We start from the raw sequence: 14,344 nt of genomic DNA on the forward strand, positions 1-14,344 counted from the left end.
AACCGACTTAGCTCTGAGAGCCAAACCCGGGGTTCGGGGGAAAGCCGCCGTTGTTACCAGGGGTACCAGGATTGTTCGGACGCTGCTGCCCTGGCTGGCCAAAGCCTGAGCTGCTGGGCCGCCCTGGCTGGTCTGGTTGGCTTGGACGCTGCGGCTGACCAAAGCCCGAACCGCCACCGAATCCCGATCCAGCGCCAAAGCCTGGCTGTCCGGTCTGACCAGGCTGCTTGGGCTGCGACGGACCCGAGGGCTGAGAGGAGCCAAAGCCGCCATGCTGTGGGGCATTCTGCTGCCCACCGTGGAACGGAGCTCCCTGTGGACCAGGCTGAGGACCGCCTTGCGCGCCAGAAGGCCCTGGCTGGCCACCCGGCTGCTGAGGCGGTTGCTGCCCAGTCGGCGGAGGAGTCTGCTGCTTTTCTGCCGGGAACTCAACTTGGTCAAAGAGCGGCAGCGCCTGACGGCTGATCTCCTTGGATAGCTCGTCATAGTGGTGAGCCTGAGCCAACGTATCGACGGTCATGACAATCTCACCGGAATCACGGTCCTTCTGGTTACCAACAAAGAACCACTCATTCTGGATGGCCAGCGGCAGCACCGCACGATAGCCAGACTTCTTGCCCTTGCCGGAGATAGTGCCGTCGCGTTGAATCTCTACGTGAGCGGCAGTGAAGGGACTCAACCCCATTTTCACCTTGGCTTCATTGCGCCCCAGCTGCGCCGCGCGCGCCGATGCCTCCACCGGCACCGCGCCCTGGAACTCGTCCTTGCTAACTGAGAACGGACGGCCATTATCAGTGCGCACGAGGTTAGCACCATCACGCTTCACCGGAATGGTCTTGACGAACATGCGTGGCTTCGCCGGAATGCGGCCGGAGAACCACTTCATGAAGTAAAGGATGGCCAGCGGAATCAACAGTGCCAGTAGAACCGCAAGGACGAATGCCAAGCCGAATGCGGATTTACTCAGTGGTGCGCTCATGGAGCCCTGCAGAGTAAGCGGCAGCTCCATCTGCTGGTTATCCTCTGCCGACTGGAGATTAATCACCGGCTCCACTCGCAGTGGGCCATCTGCAATGTTCTCAACGCTCAGGGTCACCGGTATGGTGGCCTTCTCGTCCTTGGACAGTTCTAGTGCAGAGTCCTCGGAGTTGTTCTGGGAGGAGACAGCAATGGAGGACACTCCCGAGGGAAGCATGCCATTTGCGGAATCCACCGTCTGGTCAGCAACCCACACCTTGCCGGGTCCGGTCACTGGGACATCGACTGTGATCTCCTTCTCCGTCATAGTGATGGTCTGCGCGGAGCCCACGGTCGGCATATTGACCGGAGTAATGGTGAGAGGGGCCTCCGCATTGATGGGATCAAGCTTGGAGCCTGGGCGATCCTCCGTGCCCTTTGTAGTGATATCCACGCGGGTGACCAAGTGGCCCGACGCGGCATTCTCTACGTGTTCCAGCGGAATGTCGACTGGTTGGCCGTCCGTAATGGGAGCGTTGTCCACGAGAGTTACCGGTGAACCGTCTTCCGGAACAAACTCTGCATGCACTGTTCCCTCGCCTTCGAGGGTGCGGGGCTCGCCTTTGCCATCAACCAACTGGCCCTTGATGACTTGGTCAGAGTTGATGCCGCCGGCAACCTTTGAACCGTCCTCACGTGTGAGGTTGAGATTAAGTCCAGGTACCATGACGACGGAAGCGAGATACTCGCCCTCAGCGCCCTCGGCCACCTTGTAGCCAAAGGTCCATGCGCCGGCCCAGTCATCGCCATCCTTTTCCATGGAAACATCCACCATGCCAGGAAGCTTGTTGTTCTCCGTCACGGAGACCTTCGCTCCAGCAACGTGTGTCGTATCAGCGTTAAGCTCAACCACCTCTCCGTTGGGCCCAGTCAGAGTCGGGGTGAGTTTTCCTTCTTCAACCGAGTTCTTCGGCACCGCCGACAAACGCACCGGGGAGACGGAGTTATCTAGAACAAAGTCAAACTGGTCCTTGAGGTTTCCGTCCTTGGTCACGCCACCTGAGGTCGGAATGAGGTTTCGGAAGGCGGCGAACAATGCTGCTGGGTCCTCGCCTGCATCGAAGAATGCACCATTCGGGGCCCCTTGACCACAGTCATCACCCTCCGCCATGCGGGTGAGCTGACGAATTTGGTCCTGTGCTTCCGCAGCCGGCACCAAGCCGACGTTGAAGAGGCGGATAGTGGAGTTACGGAAAGCCGTCACCGAGGAGTTAACCTCACACAGCTTATCCTGGGCTCCCTGCAGGTCATTAGCCTCAGCATCGGTGTAATACTTGCCGTCGGTGAAGAACACAATGGCGCGGCAGTTGCTGCCCTGATGGGAAGCAAATTCCTTCAAGGCGCCAGAGTAGGCAGCGCCGTAATTAGTCTCCAGATCGGAAACGCGGTCCTCTTGGCGGAACTTCTCCAGTTCGCCATCAAGTGCATCAGCCTTACCGGAGACGTTGGTCCAACCACCATACTCAGCCGGATCGCTGTAATACTCAGAACCGAAGCCGGAGAGCTTCACGTTGATATCGGCGCCATTGTCCTCGCCCAGATTCGCCAGCTGCTTGATGATGTCCCCCGTGGCATCCACACGGAAAAAGTCGGCGTCCGTAGGCGTAGAACCTTCGTACCCCACCAGCGATGCAGACTGGTCCAGAACAAAGAGCAGATCAGCGGATTTCTCGCTGGCGATACAGGAACCGAAGTCAGACAAGTTCTTCTGCGAGACCTCAGAGAGCTTGGACTCAGATCCAATACCTTCGCGGTGCTCCTGCGGGGCTGGAGCTTCGTCCGCATGAGCGCCCTGATCGTCGCCATGCTCTTCCGGGTGTCCCTCGGGAGCCGGCGCCTCGGGGGCTGGAGCGTCGGGGGCTGGAGCGTCGGGAGCTGGGGCGTCGGGGGCTGGAGCGTCGGGGGCTGGCGGCGCTTCCTGAGCCACAGCTCCCAAGCTTCCTCCGAAGCCGGCCAGCATCGCAGCTGCGGACAGGGCTAGTGCGCGGGTGAACTTCTTCATTAGGCTCCAACCACCTTTCCCACGTAGAAGGCGATTTCTACTGCAGCGGCGATGACGAGGAGGAAGCTACCGCCCATGATGATGCGGTAGAGCAGCGTCTGCGTGGTGTCCTCTACATAGAACGTCTCGGCCTGACGCTGCGTGTTCTTCAGCGTGTACAGGCCGAGGAGAACAAAGGCAACAATGCCTGCCAGCAACCAGCCCGCGATCGCAAGACCGAAATACAGCCCCTGCGTTGGGGAGGCAACGAGGGGCGCCAGCACCAGCACAATCAGGGCAATGACCGCTGACACACCACCGGCGATGAGCAGCGGCCACGGGCCCTTGGTGGGAACGGTCGGCGTTGCAACCTGGCGGCGGTAATCCGGAGCCGGGGAAGACTGACCAAAGCCATCCGACGAACCCGGCGCGCCGAAGGAGCTACCCGTGCTCGAGCCTGCATGTGGATTCGAGCCGGCTGGGGCGCCCTGGTTCGGTACCGAACCAAAACCAGAGCCTGAGCCAAAGCCAGTACCGGGGCCCGAGGGCGCTCCGGAGCCGGGACGTGGTACGGGGGCCCGGGCGGGGTCAGGCGCACCGAATCCACTGGGCCCACCGGACGCACCAAAGCCAGAACCAGCGTTGTGTCCCGCCCCTGCGTTTGGAGAAGGCGCACCGTGCGGCGGGCGCCCGCCAAACTGAGGTGACGAACCTGGGGAACCAAATGTCATAGCGATAACCTTCCCTATAACGGGTTATGCCCCAACTAATGCCCCCTTTCCCTGCCTTAAGACACAGGAAACGAGGAATCAGCCGGAGAGCCGAGAGCCTTGAGATTTAAGGTAGTCGCAATCCCGGACACGCTCTCCTAGTCATGACGTGAAAATCGAACGCGCCCGAATTTCTTCGAGCGCTCATCAGACACAACAGACAGGAAACGCGCAGGGAACACGACAACACTGCAAGCAAAAGGATGCCATAATACAGTCATTTTTTCTGCCCACTTTAGATATCTTCTTGAATAAACGCCCCAGCCATTACCTCTGAAAGCGCCTGCTCATCTGCGGTTTTTGTCGACTAGCTAGCCGTAGGGAGTACTCCCCAGTAGTAGTGCTTGGTTTACCCCATTTCTAGTTCCCCCATTTTCATGGAAAAATGCTGTTCCATGACAACTCAATCGGCAACCGCAACCACCGCAAAGGGTGGCGAGAGCATCCGATTCATCCCGGTACATTCCACTTTGTACCCGTGGCTGGTCGCGGTGTTCGTCGTTACCTTCCTCATCTCGAACATCAACGCGACCAAGGGCGTCCAGCTCGGCCCACTCATCACCGACGGCGCCTTCTTCCTCTTCCCCCTCGCCTACATTGTGGGCGACGTTCTCTCCGAATGCTATGGCTTCAAGTCCACTCGCCGCGCCGTGTATATCGGTTTTGCCATGGCTCTTTTGGCCGCAGTTTCCTTCTATATTGCAATCTGGCTGCCCGCAGCTGAGTTCTACGAAGGCCAGGAGGCCTTCGCCGCCACGCTCGGCCTCGTTCCGCAGATCCTCCTCGCCTCTCTCGTCGGCTACGTCGTAGGTCAGCTGCTTAACTCCTTCACCTTGGTCAAGATGAAGGCCCGCAGCGGTGAGAAGGGACTCATCGCCCGCCTTGTTACGTCCACCGTCGTCGGCGAATTCGGCGATACACTGCTGTTCTGCGCCATCGCAGCACCCGTCATCGGCATCGATTCCTTCAGCGGTTTCCTGAACTACGTCATCGTCGGCTTCCTGTGGAAGACCGCCTGCGAGGTCATCATGCTTCCGCTGACCACCCTGGTTATCTCCTGGGTCAAGCGCCGCGAAGACTACGTACCTACCGACGAGATCACAACCCCTACGGCAACGCCTTCTCAGTAGCCGCGACTTATCCCCGAGCTTTCACCCCCTTGGCACGCACTGTGCTGAGGGGGTCTCTTTCTCCCTTCCCTTCGTTCTCCCCATAGAATACAATGTATTCACGTTGGTTAAGGAGGGAATATGGCTACGTTGACAATTCGCATGGATGATAACGACGCGGAACTCGTTCGGAATCTAGCTGCCTTTGAAGGCCGTACGATATCTGATTTTGCCCGAGCAGCGCTTTTAGAACGGGTCGAGGACTACTACGACCTTCAGGAACTGCGCGCAGCAATGGCAGAGGATTCTGGCGAACGGTTTAGCCTTGATGAGGTCCTCGAGGATCTCTAAAGATGTCGGAGAGAATCACTTCATATCACGTCGAATTCACGGCGAAAGCCCGCAAACAGCTAAAGAAGTTTGACCGATTCGATGCACGAATCATCGTGACGTGGATCCACAAGAACCTCGAGGGCTGCGAAGACCCTCGAGCTTTCGGAAAAGGATTGACTTCAAACCGTTCAGGTGAATGGCGCTATCGGGTCGGTTCTTACCGCATTCTGGCGTACATCCACGACCAGAAAGTAACGATTGAGATATTCGCTATTGGCCACCGGAAAGACATCTACGATGCATAAGCAGCGTCGAACGTCCCTCATGCTTGCTCTGAGCCTGGCCGCGGCCCTAAGCCTTGTGGCGTGCTCGGGGACCGAAGAAGACCCGTCACCTGAAACGACGAGCGACGCGGCCGCGTCGGAGTCGATGACGGTGAGCAGTGAGGCGTCGTCAAGCGCAGCGCCCACCCCACCCCCACTTAATGAGGGCCCGGCACCAGCACTGACCGGCACGTTTGAGATGGATGGCCCGGCCACGATCACGGGGGCGACCTATGACTCCATGCCTTTCGTCGTGCCACTCAACCCCGCCGGCCCGCAAGCCACGATGGTGCGCTGGGTCGACGGCTGGGGTGAGTCCCCCGCCACGGCTGAGCAGGGCACGACCTATGTGTTGGGGCATGCGTGGGGCCAGCAGAAACTCGTGTTCAATCCCTTCTCCGAGGTCGTCACGGCCAACGTGGACCTGAGCTCTCCCACCACGGTGGAGGGCCTCGACGGAGTGCAGGTGCAGCGCTTTGCGACGTCCACCCTCAACGGTTCCCACATCCGCATGACCTCGGCCGATGGTGCCGGCCGTGAGTGGGTAGTGGATGACGCTTTCCTCATCCCCAAGAATCAATTCGGTAGCGACGCCGACCTCATGAATACCGAGGTGCCCGGGCGCATCGTGCTCATTGCCTGCGCCGTCGATGGTTATACGGATTTGGAGTATAACGTCATCGTCACTGGTCACTTGGCGTAGTAGCGCCCCATGAATTCATCGCGGTAGGCCTCGTAGTAGCCGCCGTCGATAGACTCCCGAATGTTATCTACCAGGCGGATCATGAACTCCAGATTGTGGATGGTGCACAGCGTGCCAGCCAAGAATTCCTTGGCCTTGAGCAAGTGGTGGATGTAGGCGCGGGAGTAATTCTCCGACACGTAACCGCCGAACTCCTCATCCACACCGCTAAAGTCGCGCTTGAAACGCGCATTGGTGAGGTTGAGGCGGCCATCCAGGGTGTACACGCCACCGCGGCGCGCCAGGCGGGTCGGTGCCACGCAGTCAAAGGTATCGGCACCAGCCTCTACGGCGGTAAAGATGTCATCGGGTTCAGAGATACCCAGCAGGTGCCGGGGCTTATCGACGGGCAACTCATCGCACACCCAGCCCACAATCGTGCCCAGGTTCTCCTTCTCTAGCGCGCCACCGATGCCGAAGCCACCGAACCCGCGCTTACCGTTTGCTTCCGCACGATCGGAGAGCTCAACCAGACCGCTCGCGGCCTGTCGGCGCAGGTCCTCGTATTGCGCGCCCTGCACCACGCCCCATAGGGACTGGCGCGGCTTCTGCGGGCCGCGGGCCTGGGTCAGGCGGTCATGCTCATCCAGGCAGCGCTGCGCCCAGCGGCGCGTGCGCTCCACGGATTCTTCCTGGTAGATGCGAGTATCCACCAGGGTTGTGAGCTCATCGAAGGCAAACATGATGTCCGCACCTAGGCCATGCTGGATCTGCATGGAGACCTCCGGGGTAAAACGGTGAGAGGAGCCGTCGATGATGGACTTAAAATCCACGCCGTCCTCATCCACCTGCGCCATGCGCTCTTTCTTGGCCGCGCGGATATCGGACTCCGTCAAGTCAGCCACGTCCATGGCGAGGACCTTCTTAAAACCCACGCCGAGGGACATGACCTGGAATCCACCCGAGTCGGTATAGGTCGGCCCATGCCAGTTCTCGAAGGTGGCAACACCGCCGGCCTCGTCCACGATATCGTGGCCCGGCTGCAGGTAGAGGTGATAGGCGTTGGACAAAATAGCCTGAGCCCCGGTCAGCCGGATTTGTTCCGGGGTCAACGTTTTCACCGTGGCCTTGGTGGCCACCGGGATGAAGGCCGGGGTCTGGATATCTCCATGCGGGGTGTGGATAACACCGGTGCGGCCGTGCTTTCCCGGTTGTGCTGGACCGCTTAAGTCCAGCTCCTTCTTAACTTCGAAGGAAAGGTCGGTCTCCAGCTGCGGCTTAGGGTGAGTCATAGGAAACTATTCTACGGGCTGCGCTGCTTTATCCTCTGCTTCACGGGATGCTGCCGCGTGTTTGCGCTCCCATTCCTCTTCCAACGCGGTGCCCTCGATATCCAGCTGCGGGATCAGCTTGTCCAGCCATTTCGGCATCCACCAGGTGGTGTGCCCCATGAGGAACATGGTGGCGGGGACGAGGGACATGCGGACTAGGAAGGCGTCGAAAAGCACGCCCGACGCCAATGCGAAGCCGAAGATCTGAATGAAGGGCAACGGCTGGTTAATGAAGGCCACAAACACTGCAATCATGATGATTGCTGCGGCCGTAACCACGCGCGCACCGGCGGTAAAGCCCGCAATAGTGGCTTCATCATTGGCGTTGTACTTGCGGTACTGTCCATCGGTGCCCTTGGGGAAGCGGGAGAAATGCTCGCGCATACGGGTCACCAGGAAGACCTGGTAGTCCATGGCCAGACCAAAGGTCACGCCGATGAGGAAGATGGGCATGAAGGAAATCAGCGGGCCCGGCGCGGGAACCAGCCCGGTGAAGCCGTCCTGCCACACCAAAACCGTAAGGCCGAAGGCACCTCCGACGGAGAGCAAGAATCCCAGGCCCGCCACCAGCGGCACCAGGATGGAGCGGAAGACCGCGAGCAGCAGGACGATGGCCAGGCCCACCACGATGGCGAGGTAGGGCCCCATGGCACCCTCAAGGCGTTCGGTAATGTCGAGCTGCACCGCGGTCAGGCCCGTCATACCGACTTCGGCGCCGGTGATGTCCTCAATTTCATGGCTCGCGGCACGAAGAGCGGAGGCTGTACCAACCGTGGCCTCATCCGTCGGCGCCGTGGTGGGGCTGACCATGATCTGCGCGGCCGTGGAATCGGAATTCACACCCACCAGCTGCGCATGCTTCACACCACCCACCTGGTTGAGGCGCTGTGCCGAGTACATGAAGGAGGCCAATGCCGCCTTCTGTTGCTCATCCTCATCCCCTGCTTGAGCCTCCACCAAAGGTTTGAGAGCAGCGGAATCGGGGTTCGCTTCGGCACCGTTCACGATGACGAGGAAGGGGCCATTGATACCGGGGCCAAAACCTTCGGAAAGCAGGTCCGCCGCCTTGCGCTGCGTGGTGTCCGGGTTGGACGTGGTATCCGCGGGCAACGCCAGCTCCATGTGGAGCACCGGGGTGGTCAAGGCGCCCAGCCCCAGTACCACCAACGCCATGACGACGCCCGGCGCGCGCTGCACCGTGCGCACCCACCGGTTGCCCATCGTTGCTTTCGTGCGGCGCGGGCGGCGCTTCGTCGGGTTGCCGGCCACACCGGGGATGCGCCCGGCAAAGGCCTTATCTCCCAGCAGGCCCAGCATCGCGGGCACCAAGGTCAGCGCCACGAGCACGGCCATGAAGACCGTGCCCGCAGCCGCCAGACCCATGGCAGTGAGGAAGCTGATGCGTGCCACGAGCAAAGCGAAAAGCGCGATGAAGACCGTGGCGCCGGCAAAGACCACCGAGGAGCCCGCCGTGCCGACGGCCATGCCGGCGGCGTCTGGCCCATCCATTCGGGAGCGCTCCTGCCGGTAGCGCGACATGATGAACAGCGCATAGTCGATGCCCACGGCCAAGCCGATCATGACGGCCAGCACCGGGGTCAGGTTGTTGAGCTCAATCCAGTGGGTCGCAATCATGACACCCATCGCCCCCAGGCCCACGCCCACGACAGCGGAGATAAGCGGCATTCCGGCCGAAGCCAAGGAGCCGAAAGTGATGATGAGGACGATAAACGCCACGGCCAGACCGATGACCTCAGATATCGAGTTGACCTGGATTTCGTCACCGAAGCCCGCGCCGCCGGCTTCTACCTCTAAGCCCACTTCGCGGCCAATGTCCATAGCCTCATGGACCACTTCTTTATCCGCGGGGTCTACTGAATAGGGGCTTTCCGCATCGAAATCGAAGGTGGTGTACGCAATCGTCTCATCGGCATTGACCATGGCCAGGTTATCGGCATCCGCTCGCGCGGTTTCCTCCGGCGAACCCATGGAGGTGAACTGCTCGATGACCTGCTGCTGCAGCGCCGGCGACACGTCAAGCGGGTTGCCCCAACGCTGCTGGCTTCCCTCCGGAATATTCAAGCCCTCTGCAATGTGATGCACCACGTCTTTGATCGCGGCCTCATTCTTGGGCTCACTGAGCTTCTCCCCTTCCGGAGCCTTGAAAACAAGGTTGACCGACGGCGAATTGGCGGGGTTCCCGTTCTCTGGGAAGAGCTCCACCGCGCGGTGGGTAGCATCGATCGCCGGGGTGCCGCTGATGGAGTACTCCGTGGTCATGGACTTCATGAGCCCCAGCGTTGCACCACCTGCCGCCGCCACGATGATGATCCAGGCGATGATGACCTTCCATCGATTGATGTAGGACCAGCGGCCTAGGCGATAGAGCAGCTTTGCCACGGATTTTCCCCTTCACGTGCGCGATTATTCGTCGCGGAAGCTTTGGTGGTGGACACGAATGTGCACCAGTTTAACCAGTGGGGCTTCGAAGCCCTAACGACATCACGTGACCAGATAAGCACCAGCTCGTGATTACAGGGCTTCACCGCCAACAAGCCAATGACACACCTGCCATGCGTACTTCACTTCATCACAAAGAAACAGCACCCTCAGCCATATCTGCCGTACGCGGCGAACGCGCCACAGGCAAGGACGAGGCAACAGCTGCGACGACCAACGCAGCTGCCAAGGCAACCGCTGCAACACCAGGATGAGAAGAAAGTGTTGCGAAAAGAATCATTCCAAGAGGGGTACCGGCGGTAAAGACCAGCTGATCCTTCGTGGCGAACTGGTGCACCAGGCCATCATCCCCCAAAGACTGCCCCAGAGAATCCCACGCAATACCTGCCGCTGTCATCAACAAGGACGCGGCAGCACCAACTGCCGCGATGAGCACGAAGACAGAGGAGAATGCCAAAGCTAGGATCTGTCCGGCCAGAAGAATCAGCATCAGGAATTGCAAGGTGCTAAAACGCACCCGATCTAATGCCTTCAGAATTGTTGCGGCTGAGCCAAGCAGCGAACCGACCGCAAGCGCAGTTGCCATAAACCCCCACGATTTTTCGTCGAAAGTATTCATAATCCATGTAGGGCCAGCACTTCCTAGGAAGCCGTTGACAACTGCCGCGACCAGCCAGGTGCCGAGCCCTACCCGCACCCAGCTAGGGAGCGTCGGGGACGTAAGAGGCTTGTTCGAAGCCGATGAACCTGCGCGGTCCGGTTCTGGTTCAGCCGCGGCGCTATTAGAGCTTTCTCCTGCTGGTTCTCTACGTACTGAGAGAAACGGAAGAACAAAGAGCATGGCCACGAGGAAGGTGGCGCCGTCGATAAGCAATACCGTGTTAAATCCCAAGGTGAGCACTGCCGCTGTACCGATGAGGGGGCCGGCGATAAACAGCACATCACCGAGCATCGATAGGGTTCCATTGACTCGGGTGCGCTGCTCGTCGGAAAACAGCTGCGACAAAAGGCTAAACCTTGCTGGTCCAAAGAATGACGAGGCACAACCGTACACGCAGCTTGAGAGCGCGAACGCAGCAATAGAATCGCCGCGCGCAACCACCCACGCTACAAGTCCCCACTGCGCCAGCATCCGAACGACGTCACTCCCCAGCATCCAGGTCACTGGCCGGTGTGGTGGCGGCAGTTTTCGGACCACTAAAGAACTAAGAAAGCGGCCCGCCCACAGCGCGATAAGCACCACCGTCAAGCCACGGCCCGACGGATCTACTCGGTGCGCCTGAAGCGCAAAAGCAATCGGGATGAGGCCGTCACCCAACCCGGAAACGACAGCGGCTGCAAAGACGAGCGAGAACGTAGCTTTAAAAGAAAGACTATTCATTAATCACAACATCTTATAGTGTTACATGTCATAGTATTTCACTATAGAGAGTCGGGACACGCTCACTCCCTGTCCAGCCAGAGTTTTATCCACTGAAGTGCTTTAGGAGACCCCCATGTCAACTTTCGTCATTGTTGCCGTCGCGGCCATCCTTCTCATTGCTATCCCTGCAGGCATGATGAGCCGGCGGATTCACAAGCGTACGGAAGACCACGACCCCGAGGCACGCCAAGCCGCGCTGGATTTCCAAAGAGATGTTGATAGAGGGCGAGCCGGCTTCTAAAACATGAAAAGACCGGCACCCCAGAGCTTAAAACTGGAGTGCCGGATATGGCGGTGGCGGCGGGATTTGAACCCGCGGTTGGGGGTTACCCAACAATCGCTTTCGAGGCGATCACCTTCGGCCGCTCGGACACGCCACCGCGTTCCAGATTACGGGAGTCGTCCCGAGCGACAAAATCGCTGCCCACGCCAGGCGGCACGGACAGCGATTCAGCTACTTGAGGCTAGGAATTAGTCCTTGAGGTTACCGATGACCTCGTTGGCCTTATCCTTGATGCCCTCGACGGCATCGGAAGCCTTCTGCTTAGCCTCAGAGGTGACCTGGTCGGCCTTGCCCTCGTTCTCCAGCTTCTCGTTGTCACTTACGTTGCCGGCAGCTTCCTTAGCCTTGCCGACGAACTCGTCCTTCTTGTTCTCGAAATCACCCATAGTTTGCTCCTTTATCTATCAGCGTTTCTGATGTGGCCCCCAGCCTACACCCGGTTCGGGTGCGGCTGCAGCGACAAGAGTCCACATTCGCTCTCAGCGAATCCCACTGAAGAAATCGGTGAGCAGGTTCGCGCACTCTCCCTCCAGCACGCCGCCGCGCACTTGCGGGACGTGGAGGGCGCCGGGGGCGCGGAGGACGTCGACAAGCGAGCCACATGCCCCCGTCTTCGGCTCAAAGGCACCAAAGACCACCGAGGACACCCGGGAAGCCTGAATCGCACCCGCACACATTGCGCACGGCTCCAGCGTGACAACCAGCTCGCAGCCTTCCAGCCGCCAGCCATCGCCATGCACGCGCACTGCCTGGCGGATGGCTTCCACCTCTGCGTGCGCGGTGGGGTCATTCAGCTGCTCGCGGCGGTTAACGCCGGTGACGAGTTCGTCGCCGGAGGCGTCGTAAAGCACGGCCCCCACCGGGATATCCCCCGCCGGCGTGGTGCGTGCGACCTCCAGGGCGCGGCGCATGCGAGACTCCGCGCGCACCAATCCCTCCGCCGGTTTAAGTGGCATCAGAGTCGAGGCCGTCGAGGTAATCCTCCAACTCATCACCAAAGCCCAGCTCGCCGGCGATGCGCAGGAGCATGTCGGACGGCCAGTCCTCATCGTTGTCAATGATGTAGCCCACCTGGTCCTCATCGAGGCCGAGGTCCGCGAAGATGTCGAAGTCACCGTCGCCGTACGGGTCGGCGTCCTCCCACTCGTCTTCGTCCAAATCCGGGATATCGATGTCGCGCAAGTCCAGGAAGTCCGCGGCGAAGTCGTCTTCGGCGGCATAGGTGGCGTCGGAAAGCAGCATGCGTACATCCCCCGGCACCGGGCGGACCACGACGAAATAGTCATCCTCCACACACAGCAGCGCAAACGCCGCGCCCTCGGAACGCAGGTTGCGCACCGCCTTGATCGAGGTCTGGACATCGTCGAAGTCATCCTCGAAGGGGCGAATCACCCAGCCGCGCTCGTCACGCGCGACGGTGATGGAAAAAGAGAGATCGTCGTGGCTCATACCTCGTCAGATTAGTCGGGTTGTGCCACAATTGTCACCGTGAGTTCTCAAGATGTTCAACGCCCCGTCTGCATTATCGGCCTCGGCCTCATCGGCGGTTCCCTGCTGCGTGATCTCGCCGCGGCCAAGCACCCAGTATTCGGCTACAACCATTCCACGTCCGGTGCCCGCATTGCTGTGAAGCAGGGCTTTGACGTCACCGACGACCTCCCAGCCATCCTGCGCCGCGCTGAAGAGGCCAACGCGCTCATCGTCATCGCAGTGCCCATGGACGCGGTTGCGTCGGTTCTTGATGCTATCCAGGAGCACGCCCCGAGCTGCGGGTTTACTGACGTTGTTTCGGTCAAGGCCGAAATCCGCCAGCTCGTCATCGAACGCGACATGCATCCTCGCTACGTTGGCGGCCACCCCATGGCGGGCACCTCCAAGTCCGGCTGGGAGAACTCGCAGACCGGCCTGTTTCACCGTGCCGCCTGGGTTATCACCTATGACTACGCCGCTGAGTGCGATGCCCGCGGCGAACGTATTCCCACCGAATGGGAGAATATTTTCGCCGATGTTGTCCGCATGACGCAGATGGTCCATGCCGAAGCCGTGCCGGTGCGCGTGGCCAACCACGATGCCGCGGTGGCTCGCATTTCTCACCTGCCGCACGTGCTGGCGGAGACCCTCGCGGTGGTGGGCGATAATGGCGGCATCCTGGCGCAGTCCCTGGCCGCCGGTTCCTTCAAGGACGGCACGCGCGTGGCCGGTACCCGCCCTGACCTGGTGCGCCAGATGTGCGAAACCAACTCAGCCGCCCTAGTCCAGGCCCTGGATGAAACCCTGGAGTTGCTGCAGTCCGCCCGTGACTCGCTGGCTACGGAGGAGCCTTCCATCGCCGAGCTTGCCGACGCCGGCTACAGAGCCCGCACCCGCATTGAAGCCCGATCCGGCGCTCGGAAGGAATCGGTCTCCCCGGTCAAGATTTCTTCCCGCCCGGTGCTGCGCCTGCACCCGGGTGCGCCGAACTGGGTGGCGCAGCTGCGCCAGACCGAGTCCCTCGGCGGGCGCATCGAGATTTTCTAGCCGGTGGTTTCACCGCGCCCTCACCGCTGTGGCACAAGGTCCCTCTAGTACGGTCCCGTTACTCTGGTCCCTTTACAGCCTAAAGGGACCATGTACAAGCAATTTTCTAGACCTA

14 protein-coding genes and 1 tRNA gene are annotated in these 14,344 nt (G+C 60.2%); 6 read left to right on the forward strand and 9 right to left on the reverse strand.

Features of this window, described 5'->3' with window-relative positions:
* Window positions 1-7 precede the first annotated feature (7 nt).
* Together HMPREF3149_RS12080 and HMPREF3149_RS13995 are read right to left on the reverse strand one after the other, a co-directional pair.
* On the reverse strand, window positions 8-3,019 hold the full coding sequence (locus HMPREF3149_RS12080; protein ID WP_070538434.1) for a VWA domain-containing protein: 3,012 nt from the start codon (window positions 3,017-3,019) through the stop codon (window positions 8-10).
* Complete coding sequence (locus HMPREF3149_RS13995; protein ID WP_246820013.1) at window positions 3,019-3,729, reverse strand: hypothetical protein; 711 nt, start codon at window positions 3,727-3,729, stop codon at window positions 3,019-3,021. The genes HMPREF3149_RS12080 and HMPREF3149_RS13995 overlap by 1 nt, the downstream gene beginning before the upstream one ends.
* Before the next feature lie 434 nt (window positions 3,730-4,163).
* Here HMPREF3149_RS13995 and HMPREF3149_RS12090 point away from each other — a divergent pair, with 434 nt between their 5' ends.
* The 4 genes from HMPREF3149_RS12090 to HMPREF3149_RS12105 all read left to right on the forward strand — a co-directional run bounded on the left by HMPREF3149_RS12090 (window position 4,164) and on the right by HMPREF3149_RS12105 (window position 6,236).
* On the forward strand, window positions 4,164-4,898 hold the full coding sequence (locus HMPREF3149_RS12090; RefSeq protein WP_070538436.1) for a queuosine precursor transporter: 735 nt from the start codon (window positions 4,164-4,166) through the stop codon (window positions 4,896-4,898).
* A gap of 120 nt (window positions 4,899-5,018) precedes the next feature.
* Entirely contained in the window at window positions 5,019-5,228 is a 210-nt protein-coding gene (gene relB, locus HMPREF3149_RS12095; RefSeq protein ID WP_042528872.1) for a type II toxin-antitoxin system RelB family antitoxin, read from the forward strand.
* 2 nt (window positions 5,229-5,230) lie between these two features.
* Complete coding sequence (locus HMPREF3149_RS12100; RefSeq protein ID WP_042528870.1) at window positions 5,231-5,515, forward strand: type II toxin-antitoxin system RelE family toxin; 285 nt, start codon at window positions 5,231-5,233, stop codon at window positions 5,513-5,515.
* Window positions 5,508-6,236, forward strand: a complete 729-nt coding sequence (locus HMPREF3149_RS12105) for a sortase family protein (RefSeq protein WP_042528868.1) — start codon at window positions 5,508-5,510, stop codon at window positions 6,234-6,236. Before HMPREF3149_RS12100 ends, HMPREF3149_RS12105 begins: the two co-directional genes overlap by 8 nt.
* On the opposite strand, the gene tgt is transcribed toward HMPREF3149_RS12105, so the two are convergent.
* The 3 genes from tgt to HMPREF3149_RS12120 form a co-directional block, all read right to left on the reverse strand.
* Window positions 6,224-7,507: a tRNA guanosine(34) transglycosylase Tgt gene (tgt, locus tag HMPREF3149_RS12110; protein ID WP_070538438.1), complete on the reverse strand. Its 1,284-nt coding sequence runs from the start codon at window positions 7,505-7,507 to the stop codon at window positions 6,224-6,226. The two genes, HMPREF3149_RS12105 and tgt, sit on opposite strands and share 13 nt — an antisense overlap.
* Window positions 7,508-7,513: 6 nt before the next feature.
* Window positions 7,514-9,946, reverse strand: coding sequence for an MMPL family transporter (locus HMPREF3149_RS12115; RefSeq protein ID WP_070538440.1), 2,433 nt, complete (start codon window positions 9,944-9,946; stop codon window positions 7,514-7,516).
* A 190-nt stretch (window positions 9,947-10,136) separates the two neighbouring features.
* On the reverse strand, window positions 10,137-11,387 hold the full coding sequence (locus HMPREF3149_RS12120; RefSeq protein ID WP_070538442.1) for an MFS transporter: 1,251 nt from the start codon (window positions 11,385-11,387) through the stop codon (window positions 10,137-10,139).
* Between the two features lie 115 nt (window positions 11,388-11,502).
* On the opposite strand from HMPREF3149_RS12120, the gene HMPREF3149_RS13700 reads away from it, so the two are divergent.
* Complete coding sequence (locus HMPREF3149_RS13700) at window positions 11,503-11,670, forward strand: hypothetical protein (protein ID WP_010188407.1); 168 nt, start codon at window positions 11,503-11,505, stop codon at window positions 11,668-11,670.
* A 48-nt stretch (window positions 11,671-11,718) separates the two neighbouring features.
* Here HMPREF3149_RS13700 and HMPREF3149_RS12125 read toward each other — a convergent pair.
* The 4 genes from HMPREF3149_RS12125 to HMPREF3149_RS12140 all read right to left on the reverse strand — a co-directional run bounded on the left by HMPREF3149_RS12125 (window position 11,719) and on the right by HMPREF3149_RS12140 (window position 13,161).
* Window positions 11,719-11,809 (reverse strand) — tRNA-Ser (locus tag HMPREF3149_RS12125).
* A 91-nt stretch (window positions 11,810-11,900) separates the two neighbouring features.
* On the reverse strand, window positions 11,901-12,098 hold the full coding sequence (locus HMPREF3149_RS12130; protein WP_070538445.1) for a CsbD family protein: 198 nt from the start codon (window positions 12,096-12,098) through the stop codon (window positions 11,901-11,903).
* 93 nt (window positions 12,099-12,191) lie between these two features.
* Window positions 12,192-12,623, reverse strand: coding sequence for a nucleoside deaminase (locus HMPREF3149_RS12135; RefSeq protein WP_070538485.1), 432 nt, complete (start codon window positions 12,621-12,623; stop codon window positions 12,192-12,194).
* Between the two features lie 34 nt (window positions 12,624-12,657).
* On the reverse strand, window positions 12,658-13,161 hold the full coding sequence (locus tag HMPREF3149_RS12140) for a tRNA adenosine deaminase-associated protein (protein WP_070538447.1): 504 nt from the start codon (window positions 13,159-13,161) through the stop codon (window positions 12,658-12,660).
* A 39-nt stretch (window positions 13,162-13,200) separates the two neighbouring features.
* Between HMPREF3149_RS12140 and HMPREF3149_RS12145 the strand changes: the two genes are divergently transcribed.
* Window positions 13,201-14,229, forward strand: a complete 1,029-nt coding sequence (locus HMPREF3149_RS12145; protein WP_070538449.1) for a prephenate dehydrogenase — start codon at window positions 13,201-13,203, stop codon at window positions 14,227-14,229.
* The last annotated feature ends 115 nt before the right edge of the window (window positions 14,230-14,344 follow it).

The organism is Corynebacterium sp. HMSC05E07 (assembly GCF_001807225.1).
In the GTDB taxonomy this organism is placed as follows: domain Bacteria; phylum Actinomycetota; class Actinomycetes; order Mycobacteriales; family Mycobacteriaceae; genus Corynebacterium; species Corynebacterium singulare.